18 protein-coding genes and 1 pseudogene are annotated in these 16902 nt (G+C 64.5%); 7 read left to right on the top strand and 12 right to left on the bottom strand.

Annotation, left to right across the window (positions count from 1 at the left end; translation table 11 throughout):
* Positions 1-196: 196 nt before the first annotated feature.
* Positions 197-793 (bottom strand): superoxide dismutase, encoded by a 597-nt coding sequence (locus HZZ16_RS31250; RefSeq protein WP_061024641.1) that lies wholly within the window; start codon positions 791-793, stop codon positions 197-199.
* Positions 794-1039: 246 nt separating this feature from the next.
* Between HZZ16_RS31250 and HZZ16_RS31245 the strand changes: the two genes are divergently transcribed.
* The 3 genes from HZZ16_RS31245 to HZZ16_RS31235 all read left to right on the top strand — a co-directional run bounded on the left by HZZ16_RS31245 (position 1040) and on the right by HZZ16_RS31235 (position 3578).
* A complete protein-coding gene (locus HZZ16_RS31245) occupies positions 1040-1567 on the top strand; it encodes a GNAT family N-acetyltransferase (protein ID WP_197953859.1) in 528 nt (175 codons plus the stop codon).
* Between the two features lie 83 nt (positions 1568-1650).
* A complete protein-coding gene (locus HZZ16_RS31240) occupies positions 1651-3036 on the top strand; it encodes an MATE family efflux transporter (RefSeq protein ID WP_197953901.1) in 1386 nt (461 codons plus the stop codon).
* A gap of 107 nt (positions 3037-3143) precedes the next feature.
* Positions 3144-3578 carry a DUF2147 domain-containing protein gene (locus HZZ16_RS31235; RefSeq protein WP_197953857.1) on the top strand — a complete coding sequence of 145 codons (435 nt, stop codon included), beginning with the start codon at positions 3144-3146 and terminating at the stop codon, positions 3576-3578.
* On the opposite strand, the gene HZZ16_RS31230 is transcribed toward HZZ16_RS31235, so the two are convergent.
* Positions 3575-4732, bottom strand: coding sequence for a DUF3095 domain-containing protein (locus HZZ16_RS31230; protein WP_197953855.1), 1158 nt, complete (start codon positions 4730-4732; stop codon positions 3575-3577). The two genes, HZZ16_RS31235 and HZZ16_RS31230, sit on opposite strands and share 4 nt — an antisense overlap.
* Positions 4733-4873: 141 nt before the next feature.
* Here HZZ16_RS31230 and HZZ16_RS31225 point away from each other — a divergent pair.
* Positions 4874-5328 (top strand): annotated as a pseudogene (locus HZZ16_RS31225) (hypothetical protein).
* 4 nt (positions 5329-5332) lie between these two features.
* On the opposite strand, the gene HZZ16_RS31220 reads toward HZZ16_RS31225, so the two are convergent.
* The 9 genes from HZZ16_RS31220 to HZZ16_RS31180 form a co-directional block, all read right to left on the bottom strand.
* Positions 5333-5542: a hypothetical protein gene (locus HZZ16_RS31220; RefSeq protein ID WP_197953853.1), complete on the bottom strand. Its 210-nt coding sequence runs from the start codon at positions 5540-5542 to the stop codon at positions 5333-5335.
* Between the two features lie 126 nt (positions 5543-5668).
* Complete coding sequence (locus HZZ16_RS31215; protein ID WP_197953851.1) at positions 5669-6391, bottom strand: SDR family NAD(P)-dependent oxidoreductase; 723 nt, start codon at positions 6389-6391, stop codon at positions 5669-5671.
* Entirely contained in the window at positions 6384-7766 is a 1383-nt protein-coding gene (locus HZZ16_RS31210) for a class I adenylate-forming enzyme family protein (RefSeq protein WP_197953849.1), read from the bottom strand. Before HZZ16_RS31210 ends, HZZ16_RS31215 begins: the two co-directional genes overlap by 8 nt.
* On the bottom strand, positions 7753-7998 hold the full coding sequence (locus HZZ16_RS31205) for an acyl carrier protein (RefSeq protein WP_197953847.1): 246 nt from the start codon (positions 7996-7998) through the stop codon (positions 7753-7755). Before HZZ16_RS31205 ends, HZZ16_RS31210 begins: the two co-directional genes overlap by 14 nt.
* Positions 7999-8142: 144 nt before the next feature.
* On the bottom strand, positions 8143-9957 hold the full coding sequence (locus HZZ16_RS31200; protein ID WP_197953842.1) for a long-chain-acyl-CoA synthetase: 1815 nt from the start codon (positions 9955-9957) through the stop codon (positions 8143-8145).
* Positions 9958-10151: 194 nt separating this feature from the next.
* Positions 10152-10427: a DUF3551 domain-containing protein gene (locus tag HZZ16_RS31195; protein WP_197953841.1), complete on the bottom strand. Its 276-nt coding sequence runs from the start codon at positions 10425-10427 to the stop codon at positions 10152-10154.
* 175 nt (positions 10428-10602) lie between these two features.
* Entirely contained in the window at positions 10603-12480 is a 1878-nt protein-coding gene (htpG, locus tag HZZ16_RS31190; RefSeq protein WP_197953840.1) for a molecular chaperone HtpG, read from the bottom strand.
* Between the two features lie 107 nt (positions 12481-12587).
* Complete coding sequence (locus HZZ16_RS31185; RefSeq protein ID WP_197953839.1) at positions 12588-13010, bottom strand: hypothetical protein; 423 nt, start codon at positions 13008-13010, stop codon at positions 12588-12590.
* A 249-nt stretch (positions 13011-13259) separates the two neighbouring features.
* A complete protein-coding gene (locus HZZ16_RS31180) occupies positions 13260-13874 on the bottom strand; it encodes a nuclear transport factor 2 family protein (protein ID WP_197953838.1) in 615 nt (204 codons plus the stop codon).
* A gap of 179 nt (positions 13875-14053) precedes the next feature.
* On the opposite strand from HZZ16_RS31180, the gene HZZ16_RS31175 reads away from it, so the two are divergent.
* Complete coding sequence (locus tag HZZ16_RS31175) at positions 14054-14911, top strand: TonB family protein (RefSeq protein ID WP_246510561.1); 858 nt, start codon at positions 14054-14056, stop codon at positions 14909-14911.
* 79 nt (positions 14912-14990) lie between these two features.
* Here the strand turns inward: HZZ16_RS31175 and HZZ16_RS31170 are convergent, their stop codons facing one another.
* Positions 14991-15797, bottom strand: coding sequence for a response regulator (locus HZZ16_RS31170; protein ID WP_197953837.1), 807 nt, complete (start codon positions 15795-15797; stop codon positions 14991-14993).
* A 231-nt stretch (positions 15798-16028) separates the two neighbouring features.
* Here HZZ16_RS31170 and HZZ16_RS31165 point away from each other — a divergent pair, with 231 nt between their 5' ends.
* Positions 16029-16262 carry a NepR family anti-sigma factor gene (locus tag HZZ16_RS31165; RefSeq protein ID WP_025032292.1) on the top strand — a complete coding sequence of 78 codons (234 nt, stop codon included), beginning with the start codon at positions 16029-16031 and terminating at the stop codon, positions 16260-16262.
* Positions 16262-16810: a sigma-70 family RNA polymerase sigma factor gene (locus HZZ16_RS31160; RefSeq protein WP_197953835.1), complete on the top strand. Its 549-nt coding sequence runs from the start codon at positions 16262-16264 to the stop codon at positions 16808-16810. The genes HZZ16_RS31165 and HZZ16_RS31160 overlap by 1 nt, the downstream gene beginning before the upstream one ends.
* Positions 16811-16902 lie beyond the last annotated feature (92 nt).

Below are 16902 nucleotides of genomic sequence, written 5' to 3'. Positions count from 1 at the left end.
ACGGTGTGACGACAGACCCATGCGCGCGCCGCGCAGGGCAATTCCGCACAGCAAAAAAGGCGGTCGCGCCTGCGACCGCCTTTGTTTCCGTCATTCCGGGGCGGCGCGTCAGCGCCGAGCCCGGAATCCATCGGGCATCACCCGAGCGGACAAATGGATTCCGGGCTCGCGCTTCGCGCGCCCCGGAATGACACCGTCACGCCTTCTCGAACAGGGACTCCACGTATTCCCAGTTCACGAGGTTCTCGACGAACGCCTTGAGATAATCGGGACGGCGGTTGCGATAGTCGATGTAGTAGGAGTGCTCCCAGACGTCGCAGCCGAGGATCGGGGTGGCGCCGTGCACCAGCGGATTCTCGCCGTTCGGGGTCTTGGAGATCTCGAGCTTGCCGTTCTTCACCTGGAGCCAGCACCAGCCGGAGCCGAACTGGCCGACGCCGGCCGCCTGGAAGTCGGCCTTGAACTTCTCGAAGCCGCCGAGGTCCTCGTTGATCTTCTTCTCGAGCTTGCCCGGCAGCTTGGTGCCGCCGCCATTGGGCTTCATCCAGCTCCAGAAGTGGATGTGGTTGTAGTGCTGGCCGGCGTTGTTGAACACCGCAGGGTTCTTGCCGAACGAGCCCTTGACGATCTCCTCAAGGGACTTGCCTTCCCATTCGGTCCCCTTGAGCGCGTTGTTGCCGTTGGTGACGTAGGCCTGATGATGCTTGTCGTGGTGATATTCCAGCGTCTCCTTCGACATGTACTGGCCGAGGGCGTCATAGGCGTAAGGGAGTGGGGGCAGCGTAAAGGTCATGGCTTCTTGTCCGCAACTGGTGGGGAACGAGTTCTAACGGTCACCCCTTATAGAAGGTTCCGCCGCCATTAAATACATCAGAATTTGCGAAAAGGCGTGACCGGGCGCGCCCTGCCTGAATGCACAGATTCATCGCAACCAGCCGCCGTCGATCAGACCTGCGATTTGCAGTAAAATATCATTGCCTTTGAAGCGCTTAAGACAGAACAAACGCGCCACGAAGCGGAGTTGTGAAGGACCCACGCCATGAGCATCGAGATCGACATATTGAACGGCGACGCCTCGTGGCCGATTGCTGAACCGCTGCATCAGGCGGTCTGGGGACCGCAATTGATCGCGGGCAAGCCCTGGGCTCATGTCAAATGGGCCAATGCCGATCTCCGCGTGCTGATCGAGACGCCCGAGGCTGGTCTCGTCTGCCATGTCGGAATCTACTTCCGCACCATCACCTGGAACGGACAGAAGGTTCACGTCGGCGGCATCGGCGGCGTCTGCACGCGGGAAGACCAGCGCGGCCGTGGCTATGCAACCACGGCAATCGAGGCAGCGGTGCATACGATCCGCGCCAACGAGGCGGTCCGTTTCGCGCTGCTGGTCTGCGAGCCGCACAACGCGGCCTTCTATGCGGCCCGGAGCTGGGTGCCCTTCAACGGCGAGGTCTATTGCGAGCAGCCGGAAGGGCGGATCCGGTTCACCTACATGGCACCCTATGTCTTCCACATCGTGCGCGCGCCGACCATGGGCACCATCGACCTATGCGGCCTGCCGTGGTGAGCCCTGCGTGAGCCAGGGCTGCGCCGGCTGTCTCATGCCACTATAATATGTCGATCATCATCCAATATTCCGCACCGTGGCACATGACGATCGACGCCCCTTTAGATGCCGTCCCGCCGGTTGCGCCGGTCGCCTCCCCCATCGCCAGCCTCCTGACCGCGCCGATCCTGCCGACGCTGCTGCGGCTCGCGATCCCCAACATGATCGCGATGGTCGGCAGCACGCTGGTTGCGGTGGCCGAGACCTCCTATATCGGCCGGCTCGGCACCATCCCGCTCGCCGCGATCGCGCTGGTGTTTCCGTTCGCGATGCTGACGCAGATGATGAGCGCCGGCGCGATGGGCGGCGGCGTCTCCTCTGCGATCAGCCGCGCGCTCGGCGCAGGGGATCGCGACCGCGCCGCGACGCTGGCGCTGCATGCCGCCATCATCGGCCTTTGCGGCGGGCTGTTCTTCACGGTGACGATGCTCGCCTTCGGCCGATCCTTCTTTGCGCTGCTCGGCGGACGCGAGCGCGTGCTCGAGGAAGCCTGCGGCTATTCGCAGGTGCTGTTCTCCGGCGCGGTCGCGATCTGGCTCGTCAACACGCTGGCCTCGGTGATCCGCGGCACTGGTGACATGCGCCTGCCTTCGATGATTCTGATCGGAGCGAGCGTGCTCCAGATCGTGCTCGGCGGCACGCTGGGGCTCGGCCTGTTCGGCGTGCCGCAATTCGGCATGCCGGGCGTGGCGAGCGGCCAGCTGATCGCGTTCAGCTGCGCCGCGCTGTTCTTCCTTTGGTATCTCATGTCAGGCCGCAGCCGGTTGCCACTGAATCTCCGCGCCTTTCATTTCGAGCGGGCGATGTTTCTGGACATCCTCAAGGTCGGCGCGGTGGCCTGCCTGTCGCCGCTGCAGACTGTGCTCACCATTCTAATCTTCACAAAAATCCTCGCGACCTTCGGCACCGAGATGCTGGCCGGCTACGGCATCGGCTCGCGGCTGGAGTTTCTGCTGATCCCGATCACCTTCGCCTTCGGCATCGCCTCGGTGCCGATGGTCGGCATGGCGATCGGCGCCGGACATGTGAAGCGCGCGCGGCGCGTGGCCTGGACCGCGGCTGCGGCCTCAGGATTCACGGTGGGGCTGATCGGCCTCACTGTTGCGCTCGCGCCGTCGCTGTGGGTCGGGCTCTTCACGCGCGATCCCGGCGTCACCGCCGCCGCGCACAGCTATTTCCACTGGGCAGGTCCGGCCTTCGTTTTCTTCGGCATGGGCGTGTCGCTTTACTTCTCTTCGCAAGGCGCCGCACGCGTCGGCGGCCCCGTGCTCGCTTCCACGGCACGGCTTCTGATCGTCGCGATCGGCGGCATCGGACTGATGACCGCGCAGGCTCCGGCCTGGGCCCTGTTCGCGCTGGTCGGCGGCGCCATGGTCGTGTTTGGGCTCTCGACCGCCGCCTCGGTCGGTTTCGCGCGCTGGGGCAAATGATCGCAGGCAAGTAAGCGGGCAGCTAAGCTCAGAAATGTGATTCCCGCGGGCGTTGCGCGCGCTCGATTTGCTGCTATGGAGGCGCCTCCATTCCAGGGCTCCACTCCATGACATTCAGATTCGCCGCTCTCACCGTCATTCTGGCTGCGCTAATCGGTGCGCCTTCCGCCTATGCGCAAAGCGCCGAAGGGACCTGGCTCACCCAGGCGGGCGATGCGCGCGTCAAGATCAGCAGATGCGGCGGCGGCATCTGCGGCCACATCGTCTGGCTGCGCGAGCCCATGGACACCGCGACCGGCCAGCCGGCCACCGACAGCAAGAATCCCAATCCCGCCCTCGCCAGGCGTCCGATGATCGGCCTGCCGTTGTTCAGCGGCATGGAGCCGGCGGGACCGAACAAATGGTCGGGCCAGATCTACAACGCCGACGACGGCAGCACTTATGCGAGCAACATCAGCCTGACTGGCGCGGACGCGCTGCGGGTCGAAGGCTGCGTCGGCGCGCTCTGCGGCGGTGAGACCTGGACCCGCGCGGGGCGCTAACTCGCTGCCATCATCGCCTTCAGCGCCGTCGCGGCCGAGGCATAGCCGCCGCGCGCGCCGTCGATGAAGTGGACGTGATCGCTGCGCAGCGCCGACGGCGTGAAGCAGGTCATCATCGCGGCATCCTGCCGATGCAGGCCGTAGCGCACGATGCCCTCGCGCGCCGCGGCCGCGAGACGATCGCTCAACGCACGCTCGAGCTGCGGCGTGCAGTCGAGAATCATTCGAAGGCCGTCGTCGTATTTGCGGAAGTCCGAGTTCTCGACGACCTGGCGCTTGTAGCGGCTCGGCACGAAACCGCCGATCTTGATGTCGAAGCGCATGATGAGATAGGCGAACAGCGTATAGGCCAGCACGCTGGCTCTGCGCGCGAGCAGCGGACCCCCGCGCCTGGTGCGGGTGCGGGCCTCGAATTCCACGCCCTGCGGCGGCCATTTCAGCGCCGGCCCCTGCGGCGGCACCGGGCGGCCGCCGTCCGGGCTGCGCTCGACGAGATGGATGATGTCCTCGATCACCTTGCGGAAGGCCTGCGGATCGACGCCGCGCGCCGGCATCACCAGCACCGACAGGATCAGGCCGCGCGCGGCCGGCATCACCTCGAAACGACACGACAGGCCCGAAAGGTCCGGCTGCGTGCCGGCAGGCGCCTCCTCGACGGCAAACTCGCCGCGCTTCATCGCGGCATCGGCCCAGGCGAGCCCGCCGCCCGAAAACATCGCATAGGACAGGTTGGCCGACGGCCCGAACCGGGCGACGCGCACATCGAGGCCGTGTGCGCGAATGACGCTGACCGGCACCAAGGCGACGCGCAGGGTCAGATCGAGGTCTTCGCGCACCCAAGTCGCGGTCGCGGCCAGCGCCTGGCGGGCAAGCTCGACATCATCAGGCGCCACCGCGAAGCTGGCTCCGTCGCCGCCGAACACGAAGGGGAATTCCCGCCCCTCGAGCGCATTGGTCACCGCCGCGATCACGGCGGCGCCCGCCATGTTCACGGCCTTGTAGCGCTGCGCGGCGATCGCCTTGGTCGAATCGACGATATCGGCAACACCGATGCTCCAGTCGTCCGGCAGCGGCGCGTAGAGCGCAGGGTCCATCAGGCTGGTGAAGCCTCGGAAGACGGGAATGCCGCCATAGAAGGACTCGCCTGAGCTCATCGGGATGCCGGATGGTTGGAATGCGAAACAAAATACGTGGCAGGATCGATCCGGGTTCGCTGGCCCGCGTCATTTTCGATCATTGGCCGAAACCGGCCCCGACAACAAGATGCGGCAGCGTTGCATGCCGCGGCGGGATCATTGATCGGCATCAAACGACCATCCGGGGAGAGCGGCTATCGTCGGGCGGCTCCAAGGGGTTGCATGGGAAGATCGAGGTGCCCGACGTCAGCAGCAAGGACTCCACCTCTCCGGTCCGCCGGCCCACGGGTCTCGACCCGATCAGCGCGGTGAAGATGCCGGAAAAATTGACCGAGGCCGTCGATGCCTGGGCTGAAGCTCACCGCCTGACCCGCTCGGATGCGATCTGCAAGCTGATCGAGCTGGGCCTGAAGACGGCGCTCCCGGTCTCTGCGCCACCACACCCGATCACATCGGACGCCACCAAGCTCGAAGAGATCGCAGTGCATGAGATCGAGTCGCTGCTCGACCCGGCATTGCCAGCAGACGAGCGCGAGCGCCGCATTCGCCGCCTCACCGAAGGACCGCCGGAATTTTCACACGAACGGATAGACCTGCCGAAGCAGCGGCCGTGAGCGGCTAGTGCAGTTTGTCGTCCTGGCGCTTGCGCAGCTGGGATGCAGGGACGTCGTGGCAGCCGATCAAACGCACGAATTGCTGCGGATACGCCTCGTGGCCGTGATCACCGGAATTCTGATGCGACATCGGCGGACAGCGAACCTCATCCGACCTCACGCGCACTGACTCCGTGGGGGCCCGGCTTGAAGCGGTCATGTTTGAAGTGGCCATCGACTGCTCCCCTTCGATTAGGGCAGATCGATTGACGTAACCCAATCGATTGCGGGGCATCTTACGACCAAATCCGGCTGGCTGTCATTGTGCCTGATCAAGGCAATTGTGGCAGCCGGGTTCCGCCTACGCCGTATTCCCGGCATCGATGGTGAACACGGTGCCGGTGACGTTGCGGCCGCCTTCGCCCAAAAGGTATTCCACCATGCGCGCGACGTCGTCCGTCTCCGGCAGCCGGCGCAGCGCGCTGCGGCTCGCGATGCGCTTGCGGCCTTCCTCGGAGAGATTGTGGGTGAGCTCGGTGTCGATGAAGCCCGGCGCGATCGCGTTCACGGTGATGCCGAGCTTGCCGACCTCGCGCGCGAGCGAGCGGGTGAAGCCGGTCGCGGCGGCCTTGGTCGCGCCGTACACGGACAGGCCGTTATAGCCCGTCGTCGCGATGATCGAGGAGATGTTGATGATCCGGCCGGCGCCGTCGGCCATCATTTGCCGGGCCACATATTTGGTGAGGATGATCGGCGACAGCACGTTGAGCTGCACCAGCGCCTCGATCTCGGAATTGTGCATGGTGGCGAGCAGGCCTTCGGTGCCGAGACCGGCATTGTTGACGAGGCCGTAGATCGGGCCGAATTCGTCGCGCACGAGCTTTGCGAAGGCCGGGATTGCATCGATCACGGCAAGATCGCAGGCGCGGAAATGCAGGCGCCCGTCGGCGGCAGCGATGGCCGCGTTGAGCTCGTCGCTTTCGCGCCGCGCTGCCGCGATGACGTTGAAGCCGGCAGCAACAAGGCGCTTGCCGATCGCGAGCCCGATGCCGCGGCTGCCGCCGGTGACGAGAACGTTATGCATCGGTTCGCGCCAGTTTTCCGGCCGGGGTGACGTCGAGCGCCTCGACGAAACGGAGCACCGCCGGCACTTTGTGGGATGCGAGCTGGGCGCGGCACAGCTCCAGGATCTGGTCGCGGATCTCTTTCGCCCGCGCCGGATCGGTGCTCTCAGCGAGTATCACGTCCGCGACCACGATGCCGCCGGTGATCGGACTCTTGCGCGACTTCGCGCGCGACATTCGCACATCCGGATGGCGGTTGATCACCGCCTCGATCTCCTCGGGGTGCACCTTCAGCCCGCCGATATTGATGATGCCGCCGCGACGGCCGACGAAATAATAGCGGTCGCCGCGCAGCTCGACGATGTCGCCGCTGTCGACAAAGCCGTCGTCGTCGGTGAGCGACGCCGCATCGCGACCGATATAGGCATGGGCCGTGCGCGTCGAGCGGATGCGCAGCGAGCCGTCGACGACCTTCATCTCGACGCCGTTGCGGTTGCCGAGATAATCGGCCGGAAAGCCTTCCAGCCCGTCATTGACGGCGAAACCGACGCCGGCCTCGGTCGAGGCATAGGCATGGCCAACGGACGCATTGGGGAATGCCGCCTTCAGGCCGTCGAGCACGGCTTGGTCGGCGATCTCGCCGGAGAGGCGGACGTAAGCCGGGGCGAATTGCGCGGCCGAGCCGCTCATCAGGAGCTTGCGCCAGTGCGAGGGCGTGCCGGAGATATGCGAGACACCGCGCGCCTTCAGCCGCGCGACGTGGTCGGCGAGCGCCTCATGGGGATCGGACAGCACCAACGAGCCGCCGGAAAGGATGGCGCGGAGAAAGATTTGCAGGCCGCCATAGCGGCGGATGTCGTAGAACGTCGCCCAGACCGGTACCGGACCACGCGATGGACCTTCGGCGACGATCGCCCCGGTCAAGGCTTCCAGCGTATGGCCGGCGATCTTTGGCACGCCCGAGGTGCCCGAGGTGAGCATCAGCCATTCGGTGCCGCGCTCGGTCTTGGCGGGCGCGGCGGCTTGCAGCGGCAATTGCGCGGTGACGACCAGCGACACGCCGGACGCAGCCCAGCGATCGGGCTCGTCGGTGACGACGGCATCGATGCCGGCATCCGCGATCAAGGCATCGAGATGCGCCGGATTGAGGTCCGGCGGACATAGCAGCATGCGGCGGGCGATGCCGTCGAGCTCGATCATGGCAAGGCCGGACCGGAGCTGGTCCGACAGCTTGAGCAGCACGGCGCGGCCGGACAGCTCGTGCAACCGGCCGCCCAGGACCGTGTGCGACAGGATGTCGGTCAGCGACACGACGTCATGCGCATCGGAGATGGTGCGGCCCTTCAGCTCCGCGCCGAGATGGTCGCGAAGCGCAAAGATCTCACGCGGGGACATTTTCGTAGGCCCGCACGAAATCGCCCACCGTGGTGGGGAACGCTGCGTCCTCGGAAATCGTGAAGGGATCGATGCCGGTCTCGTCTTCCAGACGTGCGACGAGGATTGCGAAGGCGAGCGAGTCAAAGCCCGTCTCGTGCAGGGACAGATCGTCCGAGAGGGCGGGAAGCGTGACGTGCTGCTCCTTGGCGATCTGCTGGATCGCTTCAATGACCTTTGACCTTACCGACATGGCTGGCTCGCTTTTGTTATCGATCTCGTTGTTACGGCGGCTCTTGATGTCCGCCTCCCCATGGCGCTCTGTTTACCCGACAGAAGTAAATGGCTTCTTGGACAATTCAGATAAAATTGGACCTATCTGGCGATTTTGGTTGCTCTACAGCCTGATCATACCGCCCGAGATGGCCGCATACGTCTCCGCGTCCAGCGCGACATAGGCGCCGACTGTCGGGTCGAGCATGAACAGCGGATCGGAGATCGCGGCCGGATCAAATCCCTCGCGGGCGAGCTCGCCCTTCTTCTGCTTGAAGGTCTCGGTGGCATCGAGCTCGCGCGAGATGCGGATGAAGAGGGGGCGGGCGTACACCGGCAGGCGTTGCGCCAGATGGGCGGGCAGCGCTCTGATGTCAAACCCCTCGTTCGCGACGATGGCGCTCATGCCGGCCCGGCCGTCGGCGCCGGGAACGCTGACGCCATAGGTGGTGGCATCGACCACGCCGGTGAAATCGCGCACAGCGTCGTTCACCTCCGAGGTCGCGACATTCTCGCCCTTCCAGCGGAACGTGTCGCCGATACGATCGACGAAATGGAAGAATCCCTTGTCGTCCATCCGCATCAGATCGCCGGTGCGGAACCAGGCATCGCCCTTGGCGAAGACGTCGCGCAGGATCTTCTTGTCGGTCTCGCCGGCATCGGTGTAGCCCTCGAAGCGCCCGCCGCCCTCGTCCGCGGTGCCGATGCGGCCGATGGCTTCGCCGGCCTCGCCGCGGCTGCAGGCGATGCAGAAGCCCTCGGCATTGCGCAGCGGCGCGCCGCTATCGGGGTCGAGCTTGACGAGACTGGCAGGAAAGCGGTGCGCGAGCAGCGGCGGGATACGGCCGATCGCGCCCGGCTGGCCCTCGACATTGAACAGCGAGAAATTGCCTTCGGTCGCGGCGTAGAATTCGAGGATGCGCGGAATGGCGAACCGCGCCTGGAAATCTTCCCAGATGTCGCCGCGTAGGCCGTTGCCGCAGGCGAGCCGCAGGCGGTGCCGGTTCTCGTATTCCGAGGGCGGCGCCTTGAGCAGGTAACGGCAGAGCTCGCCGATATATTGAAACAGCGTGCAGTCGTGCCGGACGATGTCGGACCAGAAATGCGAGGCCGAGAATTTCTCGGCGATTACCACCGAACCGCCGGCGGCCAGCATGCTGCACGGCGCGACGATGCCGCCGACCGAATGGAACAGCGGCAGACAATCGTAGAGCCGATCCTGTGGCGTCGCGCTGGTGAGGCCTGCGAACCAGAAGCCCCAATTGAGGATGCGGCGGTGGCTGATGCTGGCCGCTTTCGGCAGGCCAGTGGTGCCGGAGGTGTAGATCAGCAGCGCACGATCGTCGATCGTGACGTCGCCGTGCTCCTCGGGCGCAAGCGGGCCGTCGTCGAGAACGGCAAGTGCGACGTCGATCGCACGTTCGCTGCGGCTATCGCCATGCGTCCAGACTTTTGGGTCCGCCTTCAGATGAGGCGCCGCGCTGTCCAGGATTCCCGTCAGCTGATGCGCAACGATGACATGCGAGGGCATTGCGACGTCGAGGCAGTGCGCAAGCGATTGTCCGACGAGCTTGGTGTTGATCAGCGCGACCACGCCGCCGACACGGCTGATTCCGAGCCAGGCCGCGACATAGTCGATGCCGTTCGGCATGATCAGCGCAACGGTATCGCCCTTGGCAAGGCCGACCGAGCGCGCCCAGCGGGCGTAGCGATTGATCCTCTTCGACAGGCCTTGGTAATCGAGGCTTGCCTCCTCCGCCACCAGCGCGACGCGGTTCGGTTGGCGCTGCGCCCAATCGTCGACGACATCGGCGAACAGGCGGCCCGGCAGCGTTTCGATTCGCGCGGTGAGCTCGATCGCCCTCAACCAGATCTTGGAAGCCGACGGTGCGCGCGCGGCTTTCGGCTGCTCGATGACGCCGGTGGTCATATTGTTCACTCTTTCGGGCGATCTGCGGTTTCCGCAGTTTAGCCCGCGCGCCCTGACCTAGGCGTTAAAAGACAAGGTAAAGCCCGGTTAGGGCGCGATTAACTGTCGTCGGCGGCGCAGCCAAGCCGGCAGCGCGCCGACGGGTGTGATCAGGTCGAAAGTGCAATGAATTGCAGAAGTCCTGGGCTTTGGTCCCGCTCGCCTCAGTGTACCTTCCTGGGACGCCGGCGCGGCGGCGGCGACTCGTTGAAGGCGTAATAGGGATTGAGGTCGCAGGTCGCGGCAAGGCCCGAGGCCGTGGCGCGGCACTGCTCCAACGAGGTAAACGAGCAGTCGAAATAGTCACCGCCTCCGCCACTCGGGCCACCGACGTAGCGGTGCATGCAGACGGGAAAGGCCGGATCGTATCTCTGCGCACTGGCATCCGCTGCGCCCAGCAGCGTGAAGATCGCGGTAAGAGTGAGGAATGACAAGCGCATGGGAAATCCTCGAATTGCTGACGTCGCTTCATATGACACAACATCTCCTCGTCCGCGACTGTTCCTGAGACCTGATGACGTCAAGGTGAGCGGGACGCGCAGCGCCAGAAGCGATGCGCGCCGAGCGATCGGACACCCAGGTCAAGCGCGGTCCGAATGATGCTGCGAGGCAGCGCTAGCCGCCGAGCCCCTGCAACACGAGCCGGTTCAGCCGTGCCGCGAACGCAGCCGGGTCTTCCGGCAATTCGCCGTCCAGAATCTGCGCCTGTTCGAGCAGGAGCAGGCTGAGATCGTCGACGACCTTCGAGCCCGCTTGCGCCTTGGTGACCGCGGTGACCAGCGGATGGCGCAAATTGATCTCGAGGATCGGCTTGGTCTTCATGCCACGATTCTGCTGCGACAAGATACGCTCGAGCTCGCGGCTCGGGCCCTGACTGTCGGCGACGAGACAGGAGGCCGAGCTGGTGAGGCGCGTCGAGGCCTTGACGTCGCTGACGCGCTCGCCGAGCGCGGCCTTGATCACCGCGATGGTGGCTGCTTCGTCCGCAGCTGGCTCGTCCTTCTTCGGCTCGTCCTTATCGTCGATACGCGGGATCAAATCGAGATTGAGATCGCCCTGGCTCAGCGACTTCAGCGGCTTGCCTTCGAAATCCGAGGGCATCGAGGTCCAGAACGCGTCGACGGGATCCGACAGCAGCAGCACCTCGATGCCGCGCGCGGTCGCAGCTTCCAGCCGCGGATTGGACTTCAGCCGCTCGATGCTGTCGCCGACGAGATAATAGATCTCGGTCTGGTTCGGCTTGAAATCGGCGACAACCTGCTTCAGCGACCGCTTCTCGCCCGACGTGGTGGTGAAGCGCGACAGCGCCAGCAGCTTTTCGCGCCGTTCGAAGTCCTCGTAGATGCCTTCCTTCAGCACCGCGCCGAAGGCGTCCCAGATCTTGGCAAAGTTCTCCGGATCCTTCTCGGCAAGGCTTTCGAGCTCGGACACGACCCGGGTCGCCACGGCTTTGCGAATCTGCGCCAGCTGCGGATTGTTCTGGAGCATCTCGCGCGAAATGTTGAGCGGAAGATCCTCGCTGTCGACCACGCCGCGGATGAAGCGCAGGTACCCTGGCAAGAGGTCGGCATCGTCGGTGATGAAGACGCGGCGCACGTAGAGCTTCACGCGGCCCTTGCGGTTCGGCTCGAACAGGTCAAACGGCTTGGCCGAGGGCGCGAACAGCAGCACGGCGTATGAGTAACGTCCTTCCGCGCGGTAGTGCAGCGTCATCGCGGGATCGTCGAAAGCGGAAGCGATCTGCTGATAGGCCTTCTTGTAATCGTCAGCCGTCAGCTCGGATTTGGAGCGCTGCCACAGCGCGCTCGCCGAATTGATCTGGCGCGGCTCGCCTTGTTCGGGCAAGAGCTCGATCGGAAACAGGATGTTGTCGGAATAGGCGGTGACGATGCGCTCGATCTCGTAGGTCTCGAGATATTTCTTGGCGTCGTCCTTCAGGTGCAGGACGATCTCGGTGCCGCGCGTCACGCGCGCCGCCTCCTCGTCGCTGGCACGGGCGATCTCGAAGCCGGAGCCGCCGGAGGACGTCCAGGTCCAGACATCGCTCTCGCCGGCACGGCGGCTGACCACGACGATCTTCTCGGCGACCATGAAGGCGGAATAGAAGCCGACGCCGAACTGACCGATCAGGCCGAGCCCGTCCTTGGCCTCTTTCAGCTTGGACACGAACGCCTTGGTGCCGGAGCGGGCGATGGTGCCGAGATGGTCGATCAGCTCCTGCCGCTCCATGCCGATGCCGTTGTCGGCGATCGTGAGCGTCCTGGCCGTCTTGTTCGGGATGATGCGGATCTTGAGGGCGTCGCCCTCGGCCAGCAGAGCGGGACTGGCGATGGCCTCGTAGCGCAGCTTGTCGCAGGCATCGGAGGCGTTGGAGATGAGCTCGCGAAGGAAGATGTCGGTTTCCGAATAAACGGAGTGCACCATCAGGTGCAGCAGTTCGGAAACTTCGGCCTGGAAAGGCTGCGTATGCACAGCCGTATCTGACGTCGTCATGCGCTTACCCGGTCAAACAAAAGGGAGGGAACCCGGATATAGCGCGAGGCAACGGCGGATCAAGAGGATGTGAAGTCTGGGTCCGCCAAGTACGCTGGCGGCGCGGATCAGGTCACGCAGCGGCCGGGCTGGAGCAGCCTTGCGACCTCCGTCAGCGAGCTGACCATCGGCTCACAGGCGATCGTCGGCTTGTTGCGAGGCTTCTTCTGGTTCTGAAGCAGCACCGGGGTCTTGGCATTGCCGGTCTCGATGACCGCGGGAACCCGCAACAGAACCGACGTATCGGCAAGGTCGTTCAGCCGCATCGACACCGTGCGGGTGGGAACGGCTGCCGGCTTGATCTCGGCGAGCCGGTCTGCCTTGGCGGCGCGGTTGACGTTGTGGCCCGGGACGACGTTGGAGGTGCCGCTGGGAATGTCGGCGACCGCCTGCCAGCGGTCCGCGAGGTCGTGGCCGGAGGCCAGTTGCACGGCACCGAGCGTGGCGACGACCGCTATTGCACTCAAAAAAACCTTTTGAATCTGTGACATGGCTGCGATCCCTCGGCCCCATAGCGGTCACGGGAACAACGCCGCCGCAGGATCGGGGGTTCTCGACAGCTACGATCACTTAACCGTGTGCGAAAAATGCTGCAGACCGGCAAAATATTTCGCGAGCCGTGGAACGACTTTCGCCCACGGGAGTCGTCTCAGCAGCCGGCTATTCCCCCCTGCCCCATAAGCCGGCGACGTAGGGCGCGACTGTGGTGATGCCAGTCGCGCCTTACTTTTGTCTGGCGTCTACTTCGCCGTTCCTGCCAGCCACTCCCGGCCCTCGCCATAGAGCTTCTCGACCTCAGCGCCGGTGAGCCCCGGCATGTCGCGCTTGACCTTGTAGCCGATCAGCTCCTGCATGTAGGCGAGGTGGCGGTAGCCTTCTGGGAGTGCAGCGAGCACTTTCTGGTCGAGCCGAAGCGTCGCGGCGGGATCGACCGGGTCGATCCGGTCCTTCTCGTAGATCGGCTGGCGGCGGACGATGCCCCATTTGCCGATGCCTGATTTGTCGTGCCGCTTCTCCAGGAAATCGTAGAAGCGTCCGGTGCAAACGACGTCGCAGAGCACGTCGTGCACGAGGCCGCGCTGCGAGATGGTCATCTTGGTCTGCGCGATCGCTCGCGCACCCGCAAGATCGATGCTGGTGCCGCCGAGGAAGTGCAGGATGCGCACGCCCCTGGCAAAACCCTCCTGGCTGACGCGCATGAAATCCCGCGCCGGCCCCTGAAACCAGGTCGCCGACATCCAGCCCTCTTCGTGCCAGACCGTGGCAAAGCGCTCCCAGTCGCCGGCGTCGCGCCACACCGCCCAGTTCTCGACGAGGTCGCGGATGGCAAGACGATCGAGGAGTTGCTGGTCCATGGTCCGTATCCTCCCGGCGGCTTGAGGCTGCGATGGACGTCATCGGCCCGACGTATCAACGGGGCAATTTGGACGGCGTCAAGCGGCCGGGCTCGCGGTCGCTCCATCACCCCAAACCGGGGTGAACGCGATGCGCGCAACGAACCTTGCAATCAACCGGCCGGCGATTAGTATCCCCAATGATGCACATGAAAATCCCCTTACTGGCCGCATTTCTCGGATTCCTCGCCGCTTTCCCGGCGCACGCACAGACTGAAACGCAGAGCGAAAGTGCCCAGGCCTGGAAGACGAGGCTGTCAGCACACATCGCCAAGAGCAGATTATTACCAGCCCAGGCCCTGGGGCAAACCGGTGAGGCCAAGGTGGGCTTCGTCATCGACAGGTCCGGCAAATTGGTCTCGCGGGGACTGGCTGCGAGCAGCGGCTCGCGACTGCTCGACGATGCTGCGCTGGAAATCGTCGCCCGCGCCCAACCGTTTCCCGAGCCACCTTCGGAGCTGAAGGAAGAAACTTTCCATTTCTTGGTCCCGATTGTCTTCAAGGGCCGTCAATTCCAGGTGCCGAACAACGGTCTCGTGCTGAGCACACCGGCTTCCGGCCTCGCAGAGTCCGGGGCCATAGCCGCTTGGCGCAAGGCGATCACCGAGCATGTCTGGCGCAACAGAATATTTCCTCCCCAGGCGATCGGGCGAAGGGCTGATGCCGGCGTCACATTCGTGGTCGATCGCTCGGGCAAATTGATCTCAAGCGCTTTGGTGGAAAGCACGGGCTTCGCACCGCTGGACGCCGCGACGTTGGCGATGGTCGAGCGATCGGTGCCGTTCCCGAAACCGCCCGCCGACGCAAAGGACGACCTGCAAAGAGTAACCGTTCTCGTAGCTTTCGACGGGATGCAGCCAAACCTGGCGCCGTCGCCAGAAGGCGAGAAACTGCTTCAATCCTGGATCGAGGGCCAGGCCAGACTGAATGCGAAATCCCCTGGGCCGGATGATACAAAGCTGAACGCGATGCTTCGCCGCATCTGCCGCGGTTGCTGAGGCAGAGCAGGACGTAGCCGCCACAGACGAGAACGGCGCGCCTTGCGACGCGCCGTCCTCATGGTCGATAGGTTTCGCCTTACGCCGCAGGCGCTTTGGGCGTGCGGTTGCGCGAGTTGCGCTGGAAGAACAGCGCCTGGCTCGCCACCGCCGATACCATCGCGGGCTGGAACGGCTTTGAGATCAGGAATGCCGGCTCGGGACGCTCGCCGGTGAGGAAGCGCTCCGGATAGGCCGTGATGAACACCACCGGCACCTCGAAGGTGCGCAGCAGCTCGTTGACGGCGTCCAGGCCCGACGAGCCGTCGGCAAGCTGGATATCGGCGAGGATCAGGCCGGGCCGCTTGTTCTTGGCCAGCGCCACCGCATCGGCATGGGTGCGTGCGACGCCGACGACGTTGTGGCCGAGATTCTTCACCAGACTCTCGAGATCCATGGCGATGAAGGTCTCGTCCTCGATGATCAGCACGTCGGTGGCGATCTCGGCGGCCATTTCGCGTCCGGCTGCGTCCGCAAGACGGCGCGTCTCGGCAACATCGGTGCCGAGAATGAAGGCGACTTCCTCTTCCGAAAAGCCCTCGAGCGAGAGCAGCAGGAAGGCCTGGCGCGGCAGCGGGGTGATGTTGGACAGCCGCCTCTCCGGCGGCATCGGCAGGGTCGTCACCTCGGCATCGTCGTTGATGGAAACCGAATTCCAGATCTGGGTGAACAGCCGGAACAGGCCGGCCCGGGGCCCGTGGCTCTCGTCGAGCACCGACGGATCCCCCAGCATGGCTTCCAACATGGCCGCGACATAGGCGTCGCCGGAGGCCTGGCTGCCTGTCAGAGCCCGCGCGTACCGGCGCAACAACGGCAAGTGTTCAGCAACTACCTGTGAACGGGACATCCCCACTCCATTCGTCTTCGGGCCAACCTTGAGGTGCAATCCTGAGGTCAGGCATCACGCGGGGGGCCCAGGTTCCCCTGCTGGCCTGTCTACGCCTCACGTCAACAAAAGTTCCGCCGAGCTGGGAACTTTTTGGCGCAGCTGGAATTGTGCCTATCCAGGGAACGGCTCCCGGTTGAGAAAACTTCTCGATTTTACAGTCACTTAACTCGGGGAAACGTGGAACAGGTCATGAAAGATCTCAAGTCTCAAGCCAGCAGAAGCACGACCCCCGGCAAGGGAGGCCTCACTCCGGAGATTCAATCCCGGATCGGGCACCAGTTGCGCGCCATGTACGACGACGTCGTGCGACAGGGGGTTCCGGATCGGTTCGCAGAGCTGATCAAGAAGCTTGATGCGCCGGGAGCGTCACCCCACGTGGAAAATGAGGGCGGATCCAACGACAACAACAATGGGAGGGATTAATGCCTCTCACGGACTCCCTGCGTAACGACATCTTGGCGGCCGTGCCCAGTCTGCGCGCCTTCGCCATCTCGCTCAGCGGCAATGCGGACCGCGCCGACGATTTGGTCCAGGAGACGCTGCTGCGCGCGCTCGCCAACATCGACTCGTTCCAGCCCGGCTCCAACCTGCCGGCTTGGCTGTTCACGATCCTGCGCAACCTGTTCCGGTCCGACTATCGCAAGCGGCGGCGCGAGGTCGAGGATGCCGAGGGCAACTATGCCAAGACGCTGAAGACCCAGCCTTCGCAGAATGCGCATCTCGAATTCGAGGAGTTTCGCAGCGCGCTCGACAAGCTTCCGCAGGATCAGCGCGAAGCCTTGATCCTGGTCGGCGCGTCCGGCTTCTCCTATGAGGACGCGGCCTCGATCTGCGGCTGCGCGGTCGGCACCATCAAGAGCCGCGTGAACCGCGCCCGCTCGAAGCTCGCCGCGCTGCTCTATGTCGACGGCGCCGAGGATTTCGGACCCGACGAGACCGTGCGGGCCGTGATCGGCGGCAGCGGCGGTTGACCGCCGGCGTCAATCGCACTGGGACGAGATGAAGACGGCCGTTTCCACGGCCGTCTTCGCGCGCGCGTATGACGCCGATGGCATCGGGCTCA

This window comes from Bradyrhizobium glycinis (assembly GCF_016031655.1).
Taxonomy (GTDB): domain Bacteria; phylum Pseudomonadota; class Alphaproteobacteria; order Rhizobiales; family Xanthobacteraceae; genus Bradyrhizobium; species Bradyrhizobium glycinis.
Note: the sequence above shows the minus strand (reverse complement) of the source record. Positions and strands in the feature narration are given on the sequence as shown.

Bases quoted from the DNA above. Each gene is read 5' to 3' on its own strand.
- HZZ16_RS31215 (WP_197953851.1), bottom strand. From the start codon at position 6,391: ATGCATAACGTTCTCGTCACCGGCGGCAGCCGCGGCATCGGGCTCGCG.
- HZZ16_RS31170 (WP_197953837.1), bottom strand. From the start codon at position 15,797: ATGTCCCGTTCACAGGTAGTTGCTGAACACTTGCCGTTGTTGCGCCGG.
- HZZ16_RS31185 (WP_197953839.1), bottom strand. From the start codon at position 13,010: ATGTCACAGATTCAAAAGGTTTTTTTGAGTGCAATAGCGGTCGTCGCC.
- HZZ16_RS31180 (WP_197953838.1), bottom strand. From the start codon at position 13,874: ATGGACCAGCAACTCCTCGATCGTCTTGCCATCCGCGACCTCGTCGAG.
- HZZ16_RS31205 (WP_197953847.1), bottom strand. From the start codon at position 7,998: ATGTCGGTAAGGTCAAAGGTCATTGAAGCGATCCAGCAGATCGCCAAG.
- HZZ16_RS31230 (WP_197953855.1), bottom strand. From the start codon at position 4,732: ATGAGCTCAGGCGAGTCCTTCTATGGCGGCATTCCCGTCTTCCGAGGC.
- HZZ16_RS31165 (WP_025032292.1), top strand. From the start codon at position 16,029: ATGAAAGATCTCAAGTCTCAAGCCAGCAGAAGCACGACCCCCGGCAAG.
- HZZ16_RS31175 (WP_246510561.1), top strand. From the start codon at position 14,054: ATGATGCACATGAAAATCCCCTTACTGGCCGCATTTCTCGGATTCCTC.
- HZZ16_RS31245 (WP_197953859.1), top strand. From the start codon at position 1,040: ATGAGCATCGAGATCGACATATTGAACGGCGACGCCTCGTGGCCGATT.
- htpG (WP_197953840.1), bottom strand. From the start codon at position 12,480: ATGACGACGTCAGATACGGCTGTGCATACGCAGCCTTTCCAGGCCGAA.
- HZZ16_RS31220 (WP_197953853.1), bottom strand. From the start codon at position 5,542: ATGGCCACTTCAAACATGACCGCTTCAAGCCGGGCCCCCACGGAGTCA.
- HZZ16_RS31210 (WP_197953849.1), bottom strand. From the start codon at position 7,766: ATGTCCCCGCGTGAGATCTTTGCGCTTCGCGACCATCTCGGCGCGGAG.
- HZZ16_RS31240 (WP_197953901.1), top strand. From the start codon at position 1,651: ATGACGATCGACGCCCCTTTAGATGCCGTCCCGCCGGTTGCGCCGGTC.
- HZZ16_RS31250 (WP_061024641.1), bottom strand. From the start codon at position 793: ATGACCTTTACGCTGCCCCCACTCCCTTACGCCTATGACGCCCTCGGC.
- HZZ16_RS31195 (WP_197953841.1), bottom strand. From the start codon at position 10,427: ATGCGCTTGTCATTCCTCACTCTTACCGCGATCTTCACGCTGCTGGGC.
- HZZ16_RS31160 (WP_197953835.1), top strand. From the start codon at position 16,262: ATGCCTCTCACGGACTCCCTGCGTAACGACATCTTGGCGGCCGTGCCC.
- HZZ16_RS31235 (WP_197953857.1), top strand. From the start codon at position 3,144: ATGACATTCAGATTCGCCGCTCTCACCGTCATTCTGGCTGCGCTAATC.